Below are 21,445 nucleotides of genomic sequence, written 5' to 3'. Positions count from 1 at the left end.
AGCGGCGACTCCGGTCGCCGTTTTTTATGTATGAAATCTGAGATACCGCGCGCGATCAGACAGAGGCCTGCACGTCCTGAGGATCCCTATTCTGCGTCGATTTCTGATAGCGTTCCAGCCAGACAGGGAAAACCTCTATCGGCATCGGGCGTGCAAAGTAATAGCCCTGTAACGAATCCACTTTGCGCTTACGCAAATAATCAACCTGCTCGCGGGTTTCCACCCCTTCAGCAATCAGCTTTAAATTCAGGCGTTGCGCCAGCGTAATAATGGTATCCGTGACGGTCGCGTTAATCGCATCTGTGCCTATTGAAGCGGTAAAAGCCTGGTCAATCTTCAGCACGTCGGGATTTAGCGTTTTGAGATAACTGAGTGAGCTGTGACCGGTACCAAAATCATCAATGGCCAGCAGGATCCCCATTTCTTTCAGCTGCGAAATTTCCGCAGCGCGCAGTTCCTGAAGGCGCGTGCGCTCGGTCAGTTCTAGCATCAGGGAAACCGAAGGCTGCGCCGGAAGCCACAGTTTGCGGATATCATCCACGATTTCCATATTATTGAAGTGCTGTGCCGCCACGTTAATGCTGACATAGAAACCCGGAGTTGCCGGAAAGACGGCCAGATTATCGGCAACGGTTTTAATCAGATAGCGGGTCAGCGAGATAATTAACCCGTGCTGTTCTGCCAGCGGGATAAACACATCAGGCGATACCCATTCCTGCCGGCGGTTTTTCCAGCGCATCAGCGTTTCCACGCCAATACAACGTCCATCATCGCTGTTGATAATCGGCTGGCAATAGACCTTAAATTCGCGGTGCGAAATGCCATGGCTGATCGGATAGGCCAGGCTTATCCGGCTGCCGGAAAGCAGATAAACCGCCGTTGCTGTCAGCAGACTGATTAATACCGAAAGTGGCAAGTGAGAGGGGAGTTCATTCCAGGCCAGTTCGCTGGCTTTTTCTCCAAAGATAGAGACAGAGAAATCATATTTTTGCGATTTTTCGCTCAGCAGCGGAGGATGCGGAAGGTTATTGCTGCTGATTATCGCATTTTTGCCATATTCGAGATTTTGCTTCCCGACATTTAACACAATATGGTTGGCGTAAGGAGGTTGCGGTTCGAGCAGGAAATTCGACAAAATACCGATGTTATAAACAAACAGTTCGCCGTTGCGGTTATCCGGCGTTGAAGGGTGCCAGAGAATAAGCGTCGGCGTATCGACGCGACTCCATTTGGACGCGCGAAGCTCCAGCTGCGTAGTCCCCTGAGAAAAAGACGGTAACGTGTCACTGAGGCTCAGATCCAGCGGGCCGACCAGACTTGAACAGATGAGTTTGCCGTCACTGACCACGCTGATTGAGCGCAGTGTCTGCATGCGGGCGACATTTTGCTGCAGGGTGGGTTGCAGGACATTACAACCGAGTGTCAGATCCAGAGGAACAGCTTTTCCCGCAGGTGATGCCGGTTCGAGCAGTTTTTCCAGCTTTTGGACGGTATGAAGCGCGACATGTTGTTGGTCTTCGGCAATGACCTGAGCTTGTTCGTAAATACGAATGCCAAGAGTCAGAAGCAAAGTCATTATCCCCATCGCGCACGCGAGCGCAATGCGATAGTAGCGATACTTCGCAAGTCCGGTCTGGGAGAACAGCATCGTTCTAATCCTTTTATCCCGTGTTAATTGCAGGCTCAAAATTATTATTTTTAAAGGTTTACCGATGCGTAACAGCCAGTGCGTTTGAATTGATAGTAGCTGTAATTCGTCGGATGCTCTGCCTGAGTTGCGGAAAAAACACTCATTTTCTGCGTTAAAACGAAAGAAAATTAGCATGAGTGACGTTGTCACTTAAACTTTTCCTGTGCGTCCCGGCATTTATTTTTCTGTATTAAGAGGCTCACTGATCGGGAAAATCAGGCGGAAAACAGCATGCCGTACCTGCAGGGCATAAAGCAAGTGGCACTTCCAATATGTATTGATAATACAACAGGTTGTCGTTAATGAAGGTTTTATTGCTGCCTGCTCTCATCCGGATGATATTTCCTGCGGCAAACCGGCTGAAAATGCTTCAGCTGAACAACCGCAGGAAAATACCCGGTCAATGACTTCAGAGTCAGTCGCACTGAACCTTTATGGCCAATCCACCACGCGACGTTTCACGGTATTTTGAATTCATATCTTTACCGGTTTCGTACATGGTTTCGATCACTTTATCCAGAGACACTCTTGGCTCGCTGGTGCGGCGTAAAGCCATGCGGGCGGAGTTAATCGCTTTCACGGAAGCTATAGCATTACGCTCAATGCACGGCACCTGAACCTGTCCGGCCACCGGGTCACAAGTCAGACCGAGATTGTGTTCCATGCCAATTTCCGCAGCGATACACACTTGTTCCGGGCTGCCACCCAGTAATTCCGTCAGGCCAGCAGCTGCCATCGAACACGCCACGCCCACTTCGCCCTGACAACCGACTTCTGCACCTGAAATCGACGCATTCATTTTATACAGAATGCCGATAGCGCCTGATGTCAGGAAATAGCGCAGGTAAATGTCCGGGCTGACCGACTGAATAAACTGGTCATAATAGGCCAGCACCGCGGGCACGATGCCGCACGCGCCATTGGTCGGTGCCGTAACAACACGGCCGCCCGCGGCATTTTCTTCATTAACCGCCAGCGCAAACATATTCACCCAGTCGATCACATTCATTGGGTCATTAGAGAGTTTGTCGTTGGAAACCAGCATACGGCGCAGGGCAGAAGCACGGCGCGGAACCCGCAACGGCCCGGGCAGCACGCCTTCGGTATTCAGACCACGGTCGATACAGGCCTGCATGGTGTGCCAGATTTTCTCGAAATACTGGTCGATTTCCTGCTTGCTGTGCTGTGCCAGCTCGTTCTGCATCACCAGTCCGGATAATGACAGTCCGGTCTCTTTGCACTTCGCCAGCATTTCACTGGCCGAATTAAAGCTGTAAGGCACCGCGACTTCGTCAAGAACCGGCTGACCGAAATGTTCGTCATCGACAATAAAACCGCCGCCGATGGAATAATACGTTTTGCTGTAAATCATTTTATCGCCAGCAAAGGCATGAATTTGCATGGCGTTTTCATGGCGCGGCAAATTCTCACCGCGGAAGACCATGCCGGTATCACGCGGAAAATCCACTTCATGCTGGGTTGTGCCCAGCGGCAGACGCTCACGTTGCTCAACGTCGCGGATAAAATGCGGAATGCCGTCAATGTCGACGGTGTCCGGCTGATTACCGGCCAGGCCTAAAATAATGGCGATATCTGTGTGGTGGCCTTTACCTGTCAGAGACAAAGAACCAAAAACGTCCACGGCGACACGCGTAACGGCAGGCATCATGCCCTTTTCCAGCAGGTCATCAGCGAACTGTTTACCGGCCTTCATCGGGCCCAAAGTATGGGAGCTGGAAGGGCCAATCCCGACCTTGAACATGTCGAAAACGCTAATCACGTCGAATACTCCTGTAATAGATTGCGGCAGGGAACGGGATCCCTGGCTTCCATAAATGAACAACAGCAGGAACTCGTCTTTATGGACGGCTCTCTTGTTCTTATGGATAGACTTATAGTTTAAAAGGGCTGAGAGGCAAAAGTTTCATTTTTCGCATGAAATAAACTTATTTGATGCAAAAGTGTGATCGCTATGTAATCAGGGAGCTCAGACTTCAACCTGTCCGGCGAGCTGGCGGATGATGGCGGCGGTGAGACCCCAGACAAATTGCTGCTGATACCAGGACAAATACACGCGGTGATAAATGCCCCGGCGATGAATATCCAGAGGGTGATAACGCGCCAGATCAAAAGCTTCGCGCAGCGGCATTTCAAACAACTCAGCGACTTCATCTTCCGCCGGATGTAGCGGCACGTCGACGGGCAACAGCCCGACTACCGGTGTGACACGAAAACCGCTGCTGCTGTCCTGCGGCGAAAGTGTACCTAATACATAAACCTGTTCTGGCGGAATGGCGACTTCTTCCTGCGCTTCACGCAGGGCGGTGGCGATGATCGACGCATCTGAGGCATCCGCCGCGCCGCCGGGAAACGCCACCTGTCCCGCGTGTTTACGCAACTGGTCAGAGCGTCGTGTCAGTAACAGCGTAGGCTCTAGACGACAAATAATGGGGATCAGCACGGCGGCATGACGGGTTCCGCGCAGCGCCGGAGCGGGCTGGCGCGGTTGCTGCAACTGAAAGCGCAAAATGAAATCTTCCACGGCAGGGGAAAGTGTCTGAATTGGCGCGTGTTGTTCCAGCAAAGTCACGATTATACTTCTCCTAACTGAGGCAGAATGCGGGCAATCTTATCAAACGTTTCCTGATATTCTGCCTGTTCCTGACTGTCCGCCACAATCCCGCCGCCCGCCCAGCAATGAATTTTTCCCTGCGACGTGAGCAATGTGCGGATGGTGATGTTGCTGTCCATGGTGCCGCAACAGCTGATATACACGATGCTGCCGCAATAGCCGTTACGCCGATGGGGCTCAAGTTCTTCGATGATTTCCATCGCCCGTACCTTCGGCGCGCCGGTAATGGAACCGCCGGGGAAGCAGGCCCGTAACAAGGCCGCCGGATGGCACTCTTGCGGCAACTGCGCGGTAATGGTGCTGACCAGATGATGAACCGCCGGGAAAGGCTCAACCACAAACAGTTCCGGCACGCGCACGCTGCCGGGCACCGCGACGCGGCCGATGTCATTTCGCAGCAAATCGACAATCATCAGGTTCTCGGCGCGATCTTTTTCCGATCCCGCAAGCCGTTCTGCCTGTCGTGCATCTTCCGCCGGATCTTCGCAACGCGGCAGGGTGCCTTTAATCGGACGCGTCTGGATCTGATTTTCTTTGAGCCAGATAAAGCGCTCCGGCGAAAGGCTGATCACGGCGTTTTCCGGCAGACGTAAAAACGCTGAGAACGGCGCGCGGTTGACCTGATTCAGGTGCAGAAAAGCCTGCCATTCATCACCGCTGTAATGCGTTGAAAATCGTTGCGCCAGGTTGATTTGATAACAATCGCCGCTGCGGATATATTCCTGAATCTGCCTGAACTTTTGTCCGTATTCTGCGCGGCTCATATTCGCCTGCCACGGCGCATTCAGCCGGAAAGGCGCTGACGCAGAGCGGTCTTGCTGATGCTCATCAAGCCAGCGCAAACGGGCAGAAATATCACCATGACAAACCAGCGTCAGGCGCTGCAAGTGATGATCGGCAATCAGCGCCCAGTCATAAATGCCGACGGCCATATCCGGCAGCTCAATGTCGCGTTCCGCGATTTGAGGCAAATCTTCAATGCGGCGTCCTAAATCATAGCCGAACAATCCGAGCGCTCCGCCAAGAAAGGGAAAGTCCGGCGAGCTTTTAGCGTGTAATCCGCAGGCCGTCAGCTGTTCTTCGAGCAGGGCGAAAGGGTCATCATTACGGTATTGTTCCCCGCCATGTTGTTCAATCTGCGTCAGCCCGCCACGGGTGGTCAGCGTTATCAGCGGATCCGCCACCAGAATATCAAAACGGTTATGCTGATGCTGCGCTGAGCCAGAGTGCAAAAGCATCGCCCAGGGCAGGGCGGAAAGCGGTGTGAAGCGCTCTGTCAGGGCATCTGGCTGATAGGGTAATGAATGAAAAACAACGGACTGGGTGGCTTGCATGGCAGGTTTGAGCTTCTCTGACGCGGTGACGTATTTTAAGTCGATCCTAACACAGAACCGGTGACCTGAAAGCAGCACAGGCGATTTGTCTTAATAAGGCGTATACTGTGCAACCCCGCATTGCGCGGGCTTTTGTTATCTTCTTTGCACTAATAAATGTGCACCATTTAATGCACAACAGGAAACTCCCATGCTGACAGGTATGCCTTCACTTTCACACCAGGAACAAGAACAGGCCGCCGATCGTATCCGCCAGTTAATGGAAACCGGTATGAGCAGTGGCGAAGCCATTGCGACCGTTGCGGCAGAAATCCGCGAAAAGCATCAGGGCGATCGCGTGACCGTCATTTTTGATGACGAAGACGACGAATAAAACTGGCTGACAGTTTTCGTCATGGCCTGCGTCACGACAAAGAAAAACCGGAGCCTTTTCAGGTTTCCGGTTTTTTTTCGTCGCAGAGTTGTGAATAGCTTAGCCTTTAACAACCACGGCGGCCGCTGCTTTTTTAGCCTGTCCAACGGCATCTTCAACATTATCTGCAATCGCCAGCGCTACGCCCAGACGGCGTTTTCCGCTGATTTCCGGCTTACCAAACAGACGAACCTGGTTGAAACCGGTCATCGCATTTTCCAGGCCGCTGAAGGTCACGTTGTTGCTGGTCAGCTCAGGCAGAATGACGGCAGAAGCTGAAGGACCGAACTGGCGGATCTGCCCCACCGGCAGGCCAAGGAATGCGCGAACGTGCAGCGCAAACTCGGACAGATCCTGAGAGATCAGCGTCACCATGCCGGTGTCGTGCGGGCGAGGGGACACTTCACTGAAGATCACGTCATCGCCGCATACAAACAGCTCAACGCCAAATAAGCCTTTGCCGCCCAGCGCTTTCACGACTTTCTCTGCGATCTCTTTTGCACGCTGCAACGCCAGCTCACTCATCTGCTGCGGCTGCCAGGATTCGCGGTAATCGCCGTCTTCCTGACGGTGTCCGATTGGCGCACAGAAGTGAATGCCGTCAACCGCGCTGATGGTCAGCAACGTGATTTCAAAATCAAACTTCACCAGCCCTTCAACAATCACGCGTCCGCCGCCTGCACGGCCGCCTTGCTGCGCGTAATCCCATGCGGTCTGCAACTGACCGGCATCGCGGATCAGGCTCTGACCTTTACCGGAAGAACTCATTACCGGTTTGATAATACAAGGATAACCGATGGCATCGACGGCCTGAAGGAAAGACGCTTCGTCGTCAGCGAACTGATACGTCGATGTCGGCAATTTCAGGGTTTCTGCCGCCAGACGGCGTATCCCTTCGCGGTTCATGGTCAGGCGGGTCGCTTCGGCACAAGGCACGACGTTGTGGCCCTGTTTTTCCAGCTCTACCAGCATGCTGGTGGCAATGGCTTCGATTTCAGGCACGATAAAATCAGGGCGTTCGGTTTCGATAACCGCTTTCAGCGCATCACCGTCGAGCATATTAATCACATGGCTGCGATGAGCGACCTGCATCGCCGGAGCATCGGCGTAGCGATCGACCGCAATCACTTCCAGGCCAAGACGCTGACATTCGATGGCGACTTCCTTACCCAGCTCGCCAGAGCCTAATAACATGACGCGGGTGGCGCCGGTGCGCAGTGCAGTACCAATGGTTAACATAGCTTCGTACCCAGATCTGAGAGGAGTGAAAACAGGAATTTCGGCGCGCAGTATATCTGAAATATTTGGCGACGAAAACGATTGCGCGGCGCATCAGGTGAAATTCTCCTGAGAACAAAAACGTGCTTTACAGGATTTTTTCAGCCTGTTTTGTGCCGTTTAAGGCAGCCGGCGTGCGTCTCTGTTATCATTTAGCCAAACCATGGCGTCAGATTTTCTGCCGCTGCCCCGATTTTTGCCTCACATAAAGAGTTATCGCCTTGAGCACGCATTCCTTTTCTGCCCTGACATTGCCCGCTGAGCAACTTTCCAACCTGAATGAACTGGGTTACACCGAAATGACCCCGATTCAGGAAGCCTCTTTGCCTGCCATTCTGCAAGGTCAGGACGTTCGCGCCAAAGCCAAAACCGGCAGCGGTAAAACGGCCGCCTTTGGTATCGGTTTGCTGAACAGCATTACCGTTTCACAGTTTGTTGCTCAGGCGCTGGTGCTGTGTCCGACCCGTGAACTGGCCGATCAGGTCAGTAAAGAGTTACGTCGTCTGGCGCGTTTTACCCAGAACATCAAAATTCTGACCCTTTGTGGTGGCCAGGCAATCGGGCCACAGCTCGAATCGCTGGTGCATCCGCCTCACATTGTTGTTGGCACGCCGGGCCGTATTCAGGAACATCTGCGTAAAGGCACCCTGAAGCTCGACGAGCTGAAAGTGCTGGTGCTGGATGAAGCCGACCGCATGCTGGACATGGGCTTTAGCGAAGACATCGAAGATGTGGTCAGCTATACGCCGCAGGATCGTCAGACGCTGCTGTTCTCCGCGACCTATCCGGACGGCATTGAGCGCATCAGCTCCAAATTCCAGCGTCAGCCGCTGAAAGTGGAAATCGAAGGCGAAGATGATATCGCTGATATTCAGCAGGTCTTTATCGAAGCCGATAAGCATCAGCGTCTGTCATTGCTGGCAGCGGTGCTGTATCACTATCAGCCGGCCTCCTGTGTGGTGTTCTGTAATACCAAACGTGATTGTCAGGAAGTATGCGACGCGCTGACCGCCAAAGGCATCAGCGCGCTGGCGCTGAACGGCGACCTGGAACAGCGTGACCGCGACCGCGTGCTGGTGCGTTTCTCCAACGGCAGCTGCCGTGTGCTGGTGGCAACAGACGTTGCCGCGCGCGGGCTGGACATTAAACAGCTGGGCCTGGTGATCAACTACGAGTTGTCTTTCGATCCGGAAGTTCACGTTCACCGCGTGGGTCGTACCGGCCGTGCAGGAACCAGCGGTATGGCCGTCAGCCTGGTAACGCCGCAGGAAATGCCGCGTGTGACCGCGCTGGAAGATTACACCCGCCAGCGTTTCACCTGGCAGCCTGCCGCTCAGGCACTGGCCGCAGCGCCGGTATCGCTCGATCCTGAAATGGCGACCTTGTGCATCGATGGCGGCCGTAAAGCCAAAATCCGCCCAGGCGATATTCTGGGCGCGCTGACTGGTGATGCGGGGCTGACTGCCGCTGAAGTCGGTAAAATCGATATGTTCCCGGTGCATGCCTATGTCGCCATCCGCCAGAAAAGCGCGAAGAAAGCATTGCAGCGTCTACAGGAAGGGAAAATCAAAGGCAAAAACTGTAAGGCCATTATTTTACGCTAAGGGTTTGTCTTAACACTTTGCATCGAACGTCTTGTTGTTAATGTTGTGTTATTGCCTTGTTGAGGATTATATTATCTAACGCAAGCGATGGCCTTGTCTTCTGTAGGGATATTCTTCTGCAAGGCCAACTGCTTTTGCAGGGCAACTAAATGAATGACAAAGACTGGGAAGGCGAACGATGAAAAAGATAATCTTGGGCGTTGTGATGGCAGTTGCAGGAATGAGCAGCCTTAGCCAGGTCGCACAGGCTGATGAGCCTGAAGTGAGAACGGCAACGGTGACACCGTGCGCCACGGCCACCAAAGATGACGTGGCGGCACTGGTAAAACGTGATTTCCTGCAAAACCGCATCACGCGTTGGGATGCAGATAAAAAAGTGCTGGGCACTTCCGCACCGGTCGCGTGGGTAGTGACGGACAGTATCAGCGGCACTAACGCCAAATGGGATATCCCGCTGAAAGTGCGTGGTGATCATACCGATAAAACTTATCAGGTGACCCTCAACTGTCAGATTGGCGAAATCAGCTACAGCGCGCCGTTATAAGTACCGACAGCGTCCGTTATTCCCTAGCGGACGCATTATTTCCCCGCATTGACGTCCCTTGGTTTCCCTGTCTAAACCTGTCACTCTTGTCACACCGCAAAGAGGACAAAGAGATCCCGAGATGATGACACCTCCAAAGGCTGAAAAACGCCCGCAAACCCTGAGTATTCACGGTGAAGACCGTGTCGATAATTATTACTGGCTGCGTGACGATGACCGCGCCGATCCTCAGGTTCTGGCCTATCTGACGGCAGAAAACGAATATACCGAACAGGCCATGCAGCCGCAGCAGGCACTGCGCGAAACGCTGTATGGCGAAATGGTGGCGCGCATTGCGCAGCAGGATCATTCCGTTCCTTACGTAAAACACGGTTACCGCTATCAGACCCGCTATGAGCCGGGCAACGAATACGCCATTTATCTGCGCCAGCCTGCCGCCGAACATGAAAACTGGAGCACGCTGATTGATGGCAATGAACGCGCCAAAGACAGCGAGTTTTACACGCTGGGCGGTCTGGATATCAGCCCCGATAACAAACTGATGGCCGTGGCGGAAGACTTTCTTTCGCGCCGTCAGTACGATATCCGTATCAAAAAACTTGATGATGAAACCTGGACTGATGATCTGTTGAAAAACACCTCCGGCAGCAGCGAATGGGCGAACGATTCTCAGACGCTGTATTACGTGCGCAAACACAAGAAAACGTTGCTGCCGTATCAGGTTTATCGCCGTGTAGTCGGCACTGATCCGAAATCCGACAAACTGGTGTACGAAGAAAAAGACGACACCTTTTACGTCGGGCTGGATAAAACCACGTCTGAAAAATACATCCTGATCCACCTCGACAGCACCACAACGTCCGAGATCTTGCTGCTGGATGCCGATGACCCGCAGGCCAAACCGCAGGTCTTCCTCTCACGTCGTAAAGACCACGAATACGCGCTCGATCATTACCTCGGGCACTTTTACATTCGCTCCAATAAAGACGGTAAAAACTTCGGCCTGTATAAAAGTGAAGACGGGGTCGAGGCACACTGGCAGACGCTGATTGCGCCGCGCATCGAAGTGATGCTTGAAGGGTTTAGTCTGTTCCGCGACTGGCTGGTGGTAGAAGAACGTCATCAGGGGCTGACCCAGCTGCGTCAGCTCCACTGGAAAACCGGTGAAGAAAAATCGCTGGCCTTTGATGACCCGACCTATACCACCTGGCTGGCCTATAACCCGGAACCAGATACCGCTTTGCTCCGCTATGGCTATTCTTCGATGACTATGCCGAGCTCATTGTTCGAATTAGATCTCGATACGCATGACCGCACGCTGCTGAAACAGCAGGAAGTAAAAGATTTTGACGCGGCAAATTACCGCAGCGAACGCGTCTGGGTCACGGCACGTGATGGCGTGAAAGTGCCTGTGTCGCTGGTGTATCGCCGCGAGTTGTTTAAGCCGAATGAAAATCCTTTGCTGGTTTACGGCTACGGTTCTTATGGCAGCAGTATGGATCCGGCGTTCAGCGGCAGCCGCCTGAGTTTGCTGGATCGCGGCTTTGTTTTTGCACTGGCACACATTCGTGGCGGGGCGGAACTCGGCCAGCAATGGTACGACGACGGCAAGCTGTTCAATAAGCTCAACACCTTCCATGATTTCATCGATGTGACCAAAGGACTGGTGGCTGAAGGTTATGGCGATGCCGGACAGGTTTACGCGATGGGGGGAAGTGCGGGCGGCTTACTGATGGGCGCAATCATCAATCAGGCGCCGGAGCTGTATCACGGCATCGTGGCGCAGGTTCCGTTTGTCGATGTGGTTACCACTATGCTTGATGAGTCTATTCCGCTGACAACCGGTGAATACGATGAATGGGGCAACCCGAACGACAAAGCCTGTTACGACTATATGCTGCAATACAGCCCGTATGATCAGGTGCGTGCGCAGGCCTATCCGCATATGCTGGTGACCACCGGTCTGCATGATTCGCAGGTGCAGTACTGGGAACCGGCGAAGTGGATAGCGAAATTACGTGATCTCAAAACCGATGACCATCAGCTGCTGATGCACACCGATATGGAATCCGGGCATGGCGGTAAATCTGGCCGCTTCAAAGCCTATGAGGATATCGCGCTGGAATACGCATTTGTGCTGGCTCTTGCGGGAAAACGTTAAAAATATTCCCTTAAATAATTCGGGTCGCAGGAAGGCGGCAATCGAGCGGATCCCCATGAGCTGACGTTGGTCAGTGATTCGGGTGAGTGAGTGCAGCCAACGCACCTGCGGCCCGAAGTATGAAGGGGAATAAAAAAACCCGCTCTCGGCGGGTTTGATCTACGAAGTACATTGTTAAGCAGAAGTTTTCTTGGCTTTTTTCTCAGCCTTTTTCTCAGCTGGAGTTTTCAATGGCTTTTTCTTCGCATTCTTTTTGCTATCCATTCCTTTACTCATCATTGCCTCTCTTAAAGCGGGTGGATTGGGTTGCTCACCTATTTACTGCCTAATTTCGACCAGTTGCAAGCACCTTTGTGTAACCCACAATACTTTACAGAGAGGGCATCGGAGTCCGGCCCGTGGCCAGTGTAATGAAATTGCGCGATTAGTATGCGAACAGCATACAAAACAATGGTTTTTGAGTATAACCACTTGTTGTAAATGGGCGAATGCGCTGTTATTAACATGTAATCACTTCAATCAATACTCTGGCCAAATAGAACAGGAAATGTCATGCCAAAATTAAAGGGTTTGTATCCGCCACGGGAAGCCTATGCCAGTGGCATGCTTGATACAGGTGACGGTCACCAGATTTACTGGGAACGCAGCGGAAACCCGGAAGGCAAACCGGCGGTATTTATTCATGGCGGGCCGGGCGGGGGATGTTCATCGGTACATCGCCAGCTGTTTGATCCCAATGATTATGACGTCATGCTGTTTGATCAGCGTGGCTGCGGACGCTCTAAACCTCACGCCAGCCTCTACAACAACACCACCTGGCATCTGGTCGATGACATTGAGCGTTTGCGTAAAATGGCCGGTGTCGAAAAGTGGTTAGTATTCGGCGGTTCCTGGGGTTCGACGCTGGCGCTGGCATACGCCCAAACGCATCCCGATCGCGTCAGCGAGATGGTTCTGCGGGGCATTTTCACTCTGCGTAAGCAGGAACTGACCTGGTACTATCAGGACGGTGCCTCACGTTTTTTCCCTGAAAAATGGCAGCGTATTTTGTCGATTCTCTCGGAAGAAGAGCGCAAAGATGTGATTGCTTCCTATCGTGCCCGCCTGACATCGGATGATCGCGCGGTTCAGCTTGAGGCGGCTAAAATCTGGAGCCTGTGGGAAGGGGAGACGGTAACACTGTTGCCCGCGGAAGATTCGTCCTCATTTGGCGAAGATAATTTCGCACTGGCTTTCGCCCGCATCGAAAATCACTACTTCACGCATATGGGCTTTTTAGAAACGGATGACCAGTTGCTGAAAAATGTGGATCGCATCCGTCATATTCCGGCAGTAATTGTTCACGGCCGCTACGATATGGCCTGTCAGGTGCAAAACGCCTGGGATCTGGCGCAGGCCTGGCCGGAAGCTGATCTGCATATTATCGAAGGTGCAGGGCACTCTTTTGATGAGCCTGGCATTCTTGACCAGCTAATTCGCACCAATCAGCGTTTCGCCGCCCGGCGCTAACGTTTCCCGCTGCTCCCGCTTACTTTTGTTTAGGTTCATAAGGTAAGCGGGAAAACTTGTGTGATTCCCCGCGATAAAACATGACCCGTTCACGAAAATAGGTGCGCAGGTGTGCAGGCTGTTCGCGCTCGGCCATTTCCGCGACTACTGGCATGTTGTAGCGTTCTTTAAAAGCCACCGCTGAAGCGGCCAGATCGATGTTGATACGATCCATCTCTTCTTTACTGATTTCAGCCAGATTGATGCTCATTACTGCTTCCTGATAACCCGTTTTGTCACATTGTACCCGAGGTCGACGCCATCGTGAATGTTGTGATTACATTTTTAGGTTTGTCCGCGTGGGCAAGAAATGACGAATTATTATTTTCAGTAAATAAGAATTATTTCCAAATACGAAGTGGCATTATATTCAACAAATGACATCTGATTAATATTGTGAATAAGAATGATTCTTTTTAATAGCACTTCATATGTTAATGATTATCATTGTTATATATTTAATTTGAAATTAAAGTCATTAAAATCAATGTGTTGAATTTATTTGTTATAGTGGTGAATATTAATGTGAATCGGGTGTGTTTATTTTGTATTGATGCGGGCATAATACGGATAAATAACTCAGCCCACCTGCCTAAATTTAATTTATGGAGCCGTGCCATGCTTAAAAAAGAAATGATCGATCAGCTTAATGAACAGCTGAACCTCGAGTTTTATTCTGCTAATTTATATTTGCAGATGAGTGCATGGTGCAGCGATAAAGGCTACGAAGGTGCAGCCGCATTCCTGAAACAGCATTCAATGGAAGAAATGGATCACATGCATCGCCTGTTCAAATATGTCAGCGATACCGGTGCTCTGCCATTGCTGGGCGCGATTGCCGCTCCCCCGGTTTCTTTCGAATCTCTGACCGATTTGTTCAAGCAGACTTACGAACACGAACAGCTGATCACCCAGAAAATCAACGAACTGGCTGATCTGTCCATGACGCTGAAAGATTACTCATCCTTCAACTTCCTGCAGTGGTACGTTTCAGAGCAGCATGAAGAAGAGACGTTGTTCAAATCCGTTCTCGATAAACTGGCGCTGGTCAGCAATACTGGCAATGGTCTGTTCTTTGTTGATAAAGACCTGAAGAACATGGTTGGACAGGCTCCGGCAGTTTAATTTAACTGCTGAGCAGGCCCACAAAAACGCAGAGTGCTCAGGCCTCTGCGTTTAATAAGATGGTCACCCCCACCCTGTGAGCGGTACGCTGACAGGGTGTTTTTCTTTCTGAAGGGGATCATCATGCAAAACGTTACGCTCATCGGTATTGACCTCGGCAAGCATTCGTTCCATGTCCACGCTCAGGATAAAATGATAATGCATTGCTACGTAAGAAGTTTTCCCGCAACCCGTTAACCGCCTTTCTCTCTACTTGTGCCGCTTCTACCGTTGTGATGGAGTCATGTGCGGGTGCTCATTTTATGGCTCGGCACATCAGCCAGTTCGGGCATCACGTGAAACTCATCTCTCCTCAGTTTGTCCGCCCCTTTGTTAAAAGCAACAAGAACGATTTCATTGATGCCGAGGCTATCTGCGAAGCCGCATCACGACCTTCTATGCGCTTCGTGACTCCGCGAACCGAAGACCAGCAGGCTATGTCAGCCCTACATCGCGTCCGTGACGCGCTCGTCAGAGACCGCGTTAAAACCACCAACCAGATGCACGCTTTCCTTTGGCATTAGCATGCCGCGCGGCATCGCGGTTATCAGGCGTCTTGCCGCGGTGCTTGAAGAGCACGAACTGCCGCCTTATTTAGCGCGATTACTTATGCGACTCCATCAGCATTACGCCTACCTCACTGAACAGATTGAAGAGCTCGAACAAGAGTTAAAAAACCACATGACGGATGACGATACCGCGCAGCGCCTGCTGACTATTCCTGGCGTTGGACTTATCACGGCAAGCCTTTTAGCCACGAAGTTTGGCGATGGAAAAAGTTATGCCAGCAGTCGGGACTTTGCTGCATCGACGGGGTTAGTCCCACGTCAGTACAGCACTGGCGGAAAAAGTACGCTAATGGGCATCAGTAAGCATGGGGATAAAAATCTGCGACGCCTTCTGGTGCAATGCGCCCGTGCTTTTATGCAACGACTTGAACATAATCAGGGGCGGCTGGCTGACTGGGTGAAGGCGCAGCTCTTGCGGCATCACTCGAACGTAGTGGCCTGCGGGCTGGCCAACAAACTGGCCCGAATAGCCTGGTCGGTGACAACCCATCGCACAGTTTTCACCCAATAAAAAGAGCCAACAGGGACGAACTGTTAGCTCTTAGGTGTTACGTAGTGACTTTCTGGTTTTGCGACGACAGATTATTGATGACATGAACGGCACAGCGACCTGCGGATGAACCTGACACGGGGGTGACCATAGATTTTTATGGCTTTTTGGCAATCGTTTTGTGGCGGATTGCGCTAAAGTGTCGGCGTTATAAATTCATCATCAAGCAAGCCAAGGAAATTATCGTGTTCAATAAAACCACTTCTCTTTGCCGTGCCCTGGCAGTCTCCGCCGTATTGCTGAGCGGATTTATCTCACAGCAGGCTTCTGCTCATGCTCACCTCAAAACGGAAACCCCTGCGGCGGATGCGGTTCTGTCAGCCAGCCCGACCGAATTATCTCTGGGTTTCAGTGAAGGTATCGAGCCAAACTTCAGTAAAGTCACTCTGACAGACGCCAGCCAAAAAACCGTGAAAACCGGCAAAATGGCACTGGCTGCGAACGACAATACACAGGCGGTGCTACCGCTGACCGATGCGCTTGCCGCCGGGAAATATGTCGTGACGTGGAATGTCGTTTCCGTTGATGGTCATAAAACTCACGGTCAGTACAGCTTCACCGTCAAATAAGCCATGAGTCTCACAGCACTGTTCGTCCTGTGCCGGTTTCTGCATTTTGCGTCATTGATGCAAATTTTCGGACTGAGCGTATTTTGCTCTTTGCTGGCGCCTGAGGGATTTTCAGCCATTTTACAGCGTAAAAATCAGACGCTGCTGGTCTGGTCCGGACTTCTCGCCGCGATGACTTCCATCGGTATGCTGGCTTTACAGGCGGCTCTGATGGGCAACGGCTGGGACGATATCCTTAACATCAATGTCTGGATACTGGTACTAACCACTGCATTTGGCGAAGTGTGGAGCTGGCACTTATTGCTGACGGCCGTGCTATTGCTGGTTCTGTTAATGGAATGGCTGCCCGGACGCAATGTTCTGCTGTTTCTTTGCTCGCTGGGTTTACTGGTAACTCAGGCACTGATTGGCCATGCCGCGATGCATCAGGGCTTCATTGGGCTGGTCCAGCGAAGCAATCACGTAGTACATCTGCTCAGCGCAGCTTACTGGTTCGGGTCTTTACTGCCTTTGCTGACCTGCATGATGTATACCCGACAGCTATCGGCAAGGCCTTATGCGATTGTTACGCTGATCCGCTTTTCCGTTTGGGGGCATTTTGCTGTGGGTCTGGTGATGATCACCGGTATTATAAATACCGCCATTATCTTGCAGCGGTGGCCAACCGATATGACGTCACGGTATCAGAGCCTGCTGGTGGCCAAAGTGATACTGGTCGGGATGATGGCGGCAGTGGCAGTTTATAACCGTTACCGGCTGGTGCCGCTGATGGGCAAAGATCCCGAGCGGGCGCAGAGTCGTTTTATCGCCATGACCTGGCTTGAATGGGGGCTGGCGCTCGGCGTTTTACTGCTGGTGAGCTGGTTCGCGACACTTGCCCCGCGTTGAAAATGGTCATCTGAAGATTACAAAGAATTTAATATCATCGAGGAAAAATCATGAGGAAAACACTGCTTGCCTGTGTGCTGCTGACCTTGTCTGCCAGCAGTTTTGCCGCACCGCAACTGGAGACTATCAGCCGTCTGCAATACGGCAAGGCCTGGGCATTCACCCGCGAAGAGGTCATGCTGCAATGCCGTCCGGGCAAAGCGCTGTACGTGATAAATGACAGCACGCTGGCGCAATATCCTCTGAATGACGTGGCCAGAGAGCAGGTCAAAAACCACCAGGTTCAGGCTGTCCCGTTGGAGAAAATCTGGCTGGATGACCCGCAGAATCCCGGACAAAAAATGAGTCTGGCTCCTTTTATCGCCAAAGCTGAATCGCTCTGCTGAAGCGCCGTGCCGCCAGTAAACGACTGATGTTAATCCCATGTTTTGCGTATGTTGTCACACAATGAAAATAATACATCATTGTTATTATCACTATGTTTCAAACTGGGTGGAAATTAGTCATCTGTCGTCTACTCTTTAAGTTGTACGGCTTAACCGCCTGCATTAATGCCAACTTTTAGCGCACGGCTCTCTCCCAAGAGCCATTTCCCTAGACCGAATATAGGAATCGTATTCGGTCTTTTTTTTGCCCTTTTTTCAAATCAACCACTTATAGTAAAAACAATCACTTAGGTTATTTTCACTTACCTTCAAGGTTACAATGTTCGCGCCTTTCTAGCTCATCCTGCACCTAATCCCTTAGCAGATGTACCGGACAATACACTATGCGAAAGCAGCTATCGCCACCTACGCAACCGGCGAAGTGGTTTACTGAGTTTGGCCACCAGACAAAGATTGGCAAATCACGCTCTACCGCATATGAAAAAATCCCCGGCCGAAGCCAGGGATTGCTTAAGGTAAAAACAGGTTAGAAGTTATGAAACCTGATGTAACTCCAGACCATGCTGAACCAGCAGCTCAACATCACTGCCGGTGTGCTGATACACTTCATACTGAACGCCGCCTGCTGTTACTGCACCGGTATCCTGCCATTCAGCGTGAGCAATATCTTCCACTTTCAGCTCAACCACATCACCTTTATCGCCAGTGACAGCCAACTGGGACTTACCGTCCTGCGTGAAGAGATTGTCCTGCACGTGGTTCAGAATATCGTTCAGGGTCAGTACGAGTGTATCCTGAGCGCCATTGTGCAGGTCGACCTGCGAATGCTGTGTCAGCGTCTGTTCCTGAGCGTCATTCAACGTCGCCACTGTCAGGGCATGCACAGCACTCACATCCGCATGCTCCAGACTTACAGTATCAACATGCCCGGTGCTGTCCTGGTTAGCGGCGACATGTTTAACGCTATAACTTGCTGAGCCACTACTCGTATTGCCCGCTTGATCGACAGACCAGACAATGTAGGTGTACTTACCCTGCCAAGGTAATACTAGTGGCAGCGTCCAGTGACCATCATGATCGGCCTGCACACTGTAGCTGGTATTCTGCCGTGGGCCGCGGCGTAAGAAGTGGACAATACTGTCTGCCTCTGCAGTACCCGTCAAGGTGCTGATATGAGAGATATCCGTCGTACCACCGTTTTTTACCAGGCCAGTGTACGTTCCGTCGTTATCCTGCAAACCAATAACAACCGGCACATCATTGTGAGTATCGACATTTATGACAAAGCCGGGTGTCTTACCACTGGTGTTGCCGGACGCATCCGTTGCGGTCGCGATAAAGGTGTGTGCACCATCATCAAGAGCAGCAGGTGTGAAGCTCCAGTTTCCATTGCCATCTGCGGCAACAGAACCCATAACGGTAATACCATCGTAAATTTTAACAATACTGTTGGCTTCTGCCTGGCCGTCCAGGGTCGGTGTTTTGTCCTGAGTGAAGACGCCACTATCAAAGACTGTCGCACCATCATGAACAGCATTGATAGTCGGCACATCCGGTGGCGTCGTATCCTCTCCATTCGTTCCCACATGGACAAGCACGAATTTGGAGCTTTGGCTGCTATAGTTACCTGCTGTGTCAACGGCTGTCGCGTAGAAAGTCCAATTACCTGTTCGAGTCGTGCTGGAGAACGTCGGCGTCTTCGTCCAGTGACCATTATCATCAGCTCTGGTTGTACCCATGTCGTGTTTTACCCAGCCCGGACCGTAGGCCCATAAATGGATAAGACTGTTGGCCTCTGCGGTACCGTGGAATGTTGGTGTGAGGTCATCACTGCGATCGCCGCTGTGGAACGTACCCTGTGTTACGCCTGAATCGTCTAAGAAATCAGTAATAACAGGACGTTCGGTAGTTGTGTCAACATCAACCACGAAGCTCTGAGATTTTGCACTGATATTGCCTGCCGGGTCTGTCGCCGTCGCAGTGTAAGTGTGCTTGCCGTCAGTGCTCACTGTTGGAGTGAAGCTCCAGACGCCATCGACATTTGCTGTGGTTGAGCCAACAAGAGTGCTGCCTTCATAAATTTTCACAACCGAATCAGCTTCGGCATGTCCGTTTAACGTTGGAGTGGTGTCATCAGCAACATGGCCGCTCGCGAAATTACCTTTATGAACACCTACATTATCCGTGAAGCTGTCAATAAGAGGGGCATCCGGTGGCGTGAAATCATCTGCATTGTGAGCAACGCTTTCAACACTGTATTTATTGCTGGCATCACTATTGCCAACCTCATTTGACGCAACCGCTGAGAATGTCCATTTACCGAAGGTGCTGGTGATGCTTTGAGCACCATCAAGCTGATAGCTCCAGTGTCCATTGTCGTCGGTAACCACACTGCCTAATACAGTAGTGATGCCTTTCGGGGAAGTAACAGAGACTGTGACGACGCTATGCGCATCAGCCTTACCGGAAACTTCGGGCTGGCTGTCATCTGTTTTACCACCCTGAGCGACGTTTCCTTTCTGGCTACCCTCGTCATCAATGACATTAATGATTGTCGGAGCCGTTGGGACCACATCCTGATCCAGAGCAGTGGTATGAATGGTGTAGATATTGGATGGCCAAAGTGAGTTATCATTTGCCGGATCTAGCAAGAACACTTGGAAATCATAGGTCTTGCCCGGCTCGAGCGGTGTGGTCGGTGTGAAGCTCCAGTTGGCATTGTCCCCTACTTCAGCGTAACCAATGACATTGCCATTCAGGTAGACACGCAACGACTCGCCTTCGCCACCTGGAAGGAACCCTGTAAGGGTCGGTTGCAAATCGTCGGTATAGCCATTATTTAACACTGGGCCTTGCGAGTTGCCGTTAGAATCGGTGATACCGTCAATATGTGTGTAGGTATCGTAATCTTTTCCCACTGATGTGCTCGTAGTCGCTTCATTATCTTTTTTATTAGCCATGGTGTTCAAAATCCTTAGACGTAAATAATCTTTTTTAACCCCCGCCGCCTATAACAACAGACTGCTGGTGTTGTGCAGTAGACAATAACAGGCATAGCACAGTCCGTTATGCTGCTAAACAGGATATTAATGTCGCTACCGTTTGGAAATAGGACAAAGAAAATAGGTTATTCGTTAAAATAAAAACAGCAAAGTAATGGAAACTAACAACATGAATAACAATGAGATAACCACTGGCCAATTTAAACAACAAACTAAATCAATTGGCTACACATAAAAATGAGTGGTGATTCCAATTAGTAAAGCATGTATTTTTCAATGAAGGTTTCGATGACTTTTTCATGCAGCTCAACACAGTGTGAGAAGCAGATGGTCCGGCGGGCAAGAAGCTTGATCCTTGTTCTCAGCGTCAGGTAGTTGCGCTCTATGCGTTGAGTGAAGATTATACAGGTCAGATGTTTATCCTTCGACGCTTATCTGCGATAACTCTCCCAGCCATCGCTGGTTATCATGCCAATATTAAACGGTGTGAGCAGAGGCAGCAGTGGGCGATCCTAACGTATATGCCAGCACACTCGTCTTGGTATTGTATGCATACCAGAGCCAGTGCTGGCAGGCTTTACTGCCGACAAAGCCCCATTGCTCATCGAGTTCATAGATAAAAGCTACATCAGCATGGGTAACCGGAGATGATGTTATTCGCTTCGGCGCGAGTTTTATAAAGTGCGAATGACGCTATTAATGCTGATTTTGAGCGTCCTTGCAGTATCCTGGACACCGGCACCGTACAAGGCCATTTCGGTGATTTTCTCTTTGACACACGGCTTACACGCATCATAGGTATAGGTGAGTAAAAATACGCGGTGGCTGTCCCAGCAGCGAAACCTGTCACTGCCGTTAGGGTTGTGTTCATGATGTTAAATCGGAGCAGACTGACAACGTGGACAATGAACAGTTCATGAGGCTGCCAGTGAACGTCATCCAGATGTTAAGCGGGTCGAATAACTGGGCGAGAAGTGTCGTGTTGCGCTAACAGATGTTAGATAAAAAAAAGCCCGCTCGGGGCGGGCTGAAAGGGGTATTGCGAGGGTCTTACACACTATGAAGGACAGTTCACAGTGGACACAGGAGAAGAAACTTCGTCTTCGGTAATAAA

At 51.2% G+C, this 21,445-nt stretch carries 16 protein-coding genes and 2 pseudogenes; 10 read left to right on the top strand and 8 right to left on the bottom strand.

From position 1 onward, the window contains the following. Positions 1–55: 55 nt before the first annotated feature. The 4 genes from D6C13_RS06810 to pabB all read right to left on the bottom strand — a co-directional run bounded on the left by D6C13_RS06810 (position 56) and on the right by pabB (position 5,656). The gene (locus D6C13_RS06810; protein ID WP_120132044.1) at positions 56–1,648 is read right to left on the bottom strand and encodes an EAL domain-containing protein; all 1,593 of its coding nucleotides are present in this window, start codon (positions 1,646–1,648) and stop codon (positions 56–58) included. Between the two features lie 457 nt (positions 1,649–2,105). Continuing rightward, positions 2,106–3,470 carry an L-serine ammonia-lyase gene (gene sdaA / locus D6C13_RS06805; protein ID WP_120132043.1) on the bottom strand — a complete coding sequence of 455 codons (1,365 nt, stop codon included), beginning with the start codon at positions 3,468–3,470 and terminating at the stop codon, positions 2,106–2,108. A gap of 207 nt (positions 3,471–3,677) precedes the next feature. Next, entirely contained in the window at positions 3,678–4,280 is a 603-nt protein-coding gene (locus D6C13_RS06800) for a CoA pyrophosphatase (protein WP_120132042.1), read from the bottom strand. A gap of 2 nt (positions 4,281–4,282) precedes the next feature. Continuing rightward, positions 4,283–5,656: an aminodeoxychorismate synthase component 1 gene (gene pabB, locus D6C13_RS06795; protein ID WP_120132041.1), complete on the bottom strand. Its 1,374-nt coding sequence runs from the start codon at positions 5,654–5,656 to the stop codon at positions 4,283–4,285. Positions 5,657–5,846: 190 nt separating this feature from the next. On the opposite strand from pabB, the gene D6C13_RS06790 reads away from it, so the two are divergent. Then, positions 5,847–6,029 carry a YoaH family protein gene (locus tag D6C13_RS06790; protein WP_120132040.1) on the top strand — a complete coding sequence of 61 codons (183 nt, stop codon included), beginning with the start codon at positions 5,847–5,849 and terminating at the stop codon, positions 6,027–6,029. Between the two features lie 99 nt (positions 6,030–6,128). Here D6C13_RS06790 and purT read toward each other — a convergent pair whose 3' ends face one another. Next, complete coding sequence (gene purT / locus D6C13_RS06785) at positions 6,129–7,307, bottom strand: formate-dependent phosphoribosylglycinamide formyltransferase (protein WP_120132039.1); 1,179 nt, start codon at positions 7,305–7,307, stop codon at positions 6,129–6,131. A gap of 260 nt (positions 7,308–7,567) precedes the next feature. On the opposite strand from purT, the gene dbpA reads away from it, so the two are divergent. The 4 genes from dbpA (at position 7,568) to pip (ending at position 13,164) form a co-directional block, all read left to right on the top strand. Beyond that, complete coding sequence (dbpA, locus tag D6C13_RS06780) at positions 7,568–8,950, top strand: ATP-dependent RNA helicase DbpA (protein WP_120132038.1); 1,383 nt, start codon at positions 7,568–7,570, stop codon at positions 8,948–8,950. Positions 8,951–9,128: 178 nt separating this feature from the next. Then, positions 9,129–9,494 carry a protein YebF gene (gene yebF / locus D6C13_RS06775; protein WP_120132037.1) on the top strand — a complete coding sequence of 122 codons (366 nt, stop codon included), beginning with the start codon at positions 9,129–9,131 and terminating at the stop codon, positions 9,492–9,494. Between the two features lie 121 nt (positions 9,495–9,615). Beyond that, the gene (locus D6C13_RS06770; RefSeq protein WP_120132036.1) at positions 9,616–11,655 is read left to right on the top strand and encodes a S9 family peptidase; all 2,040 of its coding nucleotides are present in this window, start codon (positions 9,616–9,618) and stop codon (positions 11,653–11,655) included. Between the two features lie 552 nt (positions 11,656–12,207). Next, the gene (gene pip / locus D6C13_RS06765; protein WP_120132035.1) at positions 12,208–13,164 is read left to right on the top strand and encodes a prolyl aminopeptidase; all 957 of its coding nucleotides are present in this window, start codon (positions 12,208–12,210) and stop codon (positions 13,162–13,164) included. Positions 13,165–13,183: 19 nt separating this feature from the next. Here pip and D6C13_RS06760 read toward each other — a convergent pair whose 3' ends face one another. Continuing rightward, positions 13,184–13,414: a DNA polymerase III subunit theta gene (locus D6C13_RS06760; protein ID WP_120132034.1), complete on the bottom strand. Its 231-nt coding sequence runs from the start codon at positions 13,412–13,414 to the stop codon at positions 13,184–13,186. 407 nt (positions 13,415–13,821) lie between these two features. Here D6C13_RS06760 and ftnA point away from each other — a divergent pair, with 407 nt between their 5' ends. From ftnA to D6C13_RS06735, 5 genes and pseudogenes are all read left to right on the top strand, one after another. Beyond that, positions 13,822–14,328: a non-heme ferritin gene (gene ftnA, locus D6C13_RS06755; protein ID WP_120132033.1), complete on the top strand. Its 507-nt coding sequence runs from the start codon at positions 13,822–13,824 to the stop codon at positions 14,326–14,328. Positions 14,329–14,451: 123 nt separating this feature from the next. Beyond that, positions 14,452–15,447, top strand: a pseudogene (locus D6C13_RS06750) (IS110 family RNA-guided transposase). Positions 15,448–15,668: 221 nt separating this feature from the next. Further along, positions 15,669–16,055, top strand: a complete 387-nt coding sequence (gene copC, locus D6C13_RS06745) for a copper homeostasis periplasmic binding protein CopC (protein WP_415838539.1) — start codon at positions 15,669–15,671, stop codon at positions 16,053–16,055. Positions 16,056–16,058: 3 nt separating this feature from the next. Next, positions 16,059–16,943, top strand: coding sequence for a copper homeostasis membrane protein CopD (copD, locus tag D6C13_RS06740; protein ID WP_120132031.1), 885 nt, complete (start codon positions 16,059–16,061; stop codon positions 16,941–16,943). A 50-nt stretch (positions 16,944–16,993) separates the two neighbouring features. Continuing rightward, the gene (locus D6C13_RS06735; protein ID WP_120132030.1) at positions 16,994–17,329 is read left to right on the top strand and encodes a YebY family protein; all 336 of its coding nucleotides are present in this window, start codon (positions 16,994–16,996) and stop codon (positions 17,327–17,329) included. Positions 17,330–17,862: 533 nt separating this feature from the next. Here D6C13_RS06735 and D6C13_RS06730 read toward each other — a convergent pair. Both D6C13_RS06730 and D6C13_RS06725 read right to left on the bottom strand, forming a co-directional pair. After that, entirely contained in the window at positions 17,863–20,289 is a 2,427-nt protein-coding gene (locus D6C13_RS06730; RefSeq protein WP_120132029.1) for an Ig-like domain-containing protein, read from the bottom strand. A gap of 296 nt (positions 20,290–20,585) precedes the next feature. Next, a pseudogene (locus D6C13_RS06725) lies at positions 20,586–21,212 on the bottom strand (IS1 family transposase). Between the last annotated feature and the right edge of the window lie 233 nt (positions 21,213–21,445).

The sequence above is a fragment of the Rahnella woolbedingensis genome, from assembly GCF_003602095.1.
GTDB lineage: Bacteria > Pseudomonadota > Gammaproteobacteria > Enterobacterales > Enterobacteriaceae > Rahnella > Rahnella woolbedingensis.
The sequence above is the reverse complement of the archived record's forward strand: the minus strand, read 5'-3'. Positions and strand labels throughout refer to the sequence as shown.

Coding starts and splice junctions, on each gene's coding strand:
- D6C13_RS06810 (WP_120132044.1), bottom strand. CDS start 1,648: ATGCTGTTCTCCCAGACCGGACTTGCGAAGTATCGCTACTATCGCATT.
- pabB (WP_120132041.1), bottom strand. CDS start 5,656: ATGCAAGCCACCCAGTCCGTTGTTTTTCATTCATTACCCTATCAGCCA.
- D6C13_RS06790 (WP_120132040.1), top strand. CDS start 5,847: ATGCTGACAGGTATGCCTTCACTTTCACACCAGGAACAAGAACAGGCC.
- purT (WP_120132039.1), bottom strand. CDS start 7,307: ATGTTAACCATTGGTACTGCACTGCGCACCGGCGCCACCCGCGTCATG.
- yebF (WP_120132037.1), top strand. CDS start 9,129: ATGAAAAAGATAATCTTGGGCGTTGTGATGGCAGTTGCAGGAATGAGC.
- D6C13_RS06770 (WP_120132036.1), top strand. CDS start 9,616: ATGATGACACCTCCAAAGGCTGAAAAACGCCCGCAAACCCTGAGTATT.
- pip (WP_120132035.1), top strand. CDS start 12,208: ATGCCAAAATTAAAGGGTTTGTATCCGCCACGGGAAGCCTATGCCAGT.
- D6C13_RS06760 (WP_120132034.1), bottom strand. CDS start 13,414: ATGAGCATCAATCTGGCTGAAATCAGTAAAGAAGAGATGGATCGTATC.
- ftnA (WP_120132033.1), top strand. CDS start 13,822: ATGCTTAAAAAAGAAATGATCGATCAGCTTAATGAACAGCTGAACCTC.
- copD (WP_120132031.1), top strand. CDS start 16,059: ATGAGTCTCACAGCACTGTTCGTCCTGTGCCGGTTTCTGCATTTTGCG.
- D6C13_RS06735 (WP_120132030.1), top strand. CDS start 16,994: ATGAGGAAAACACTGCTTGCCTGTGTGCTGCTGACCTTGTCTGCCAGC.
- D6C13_RS06730 (WP_120132029.1), bottom strand. CDS start 20,289: ATGGCTAATAAAAAAGATAATGAAGCGACTACGAGCACATCAGTGGGA.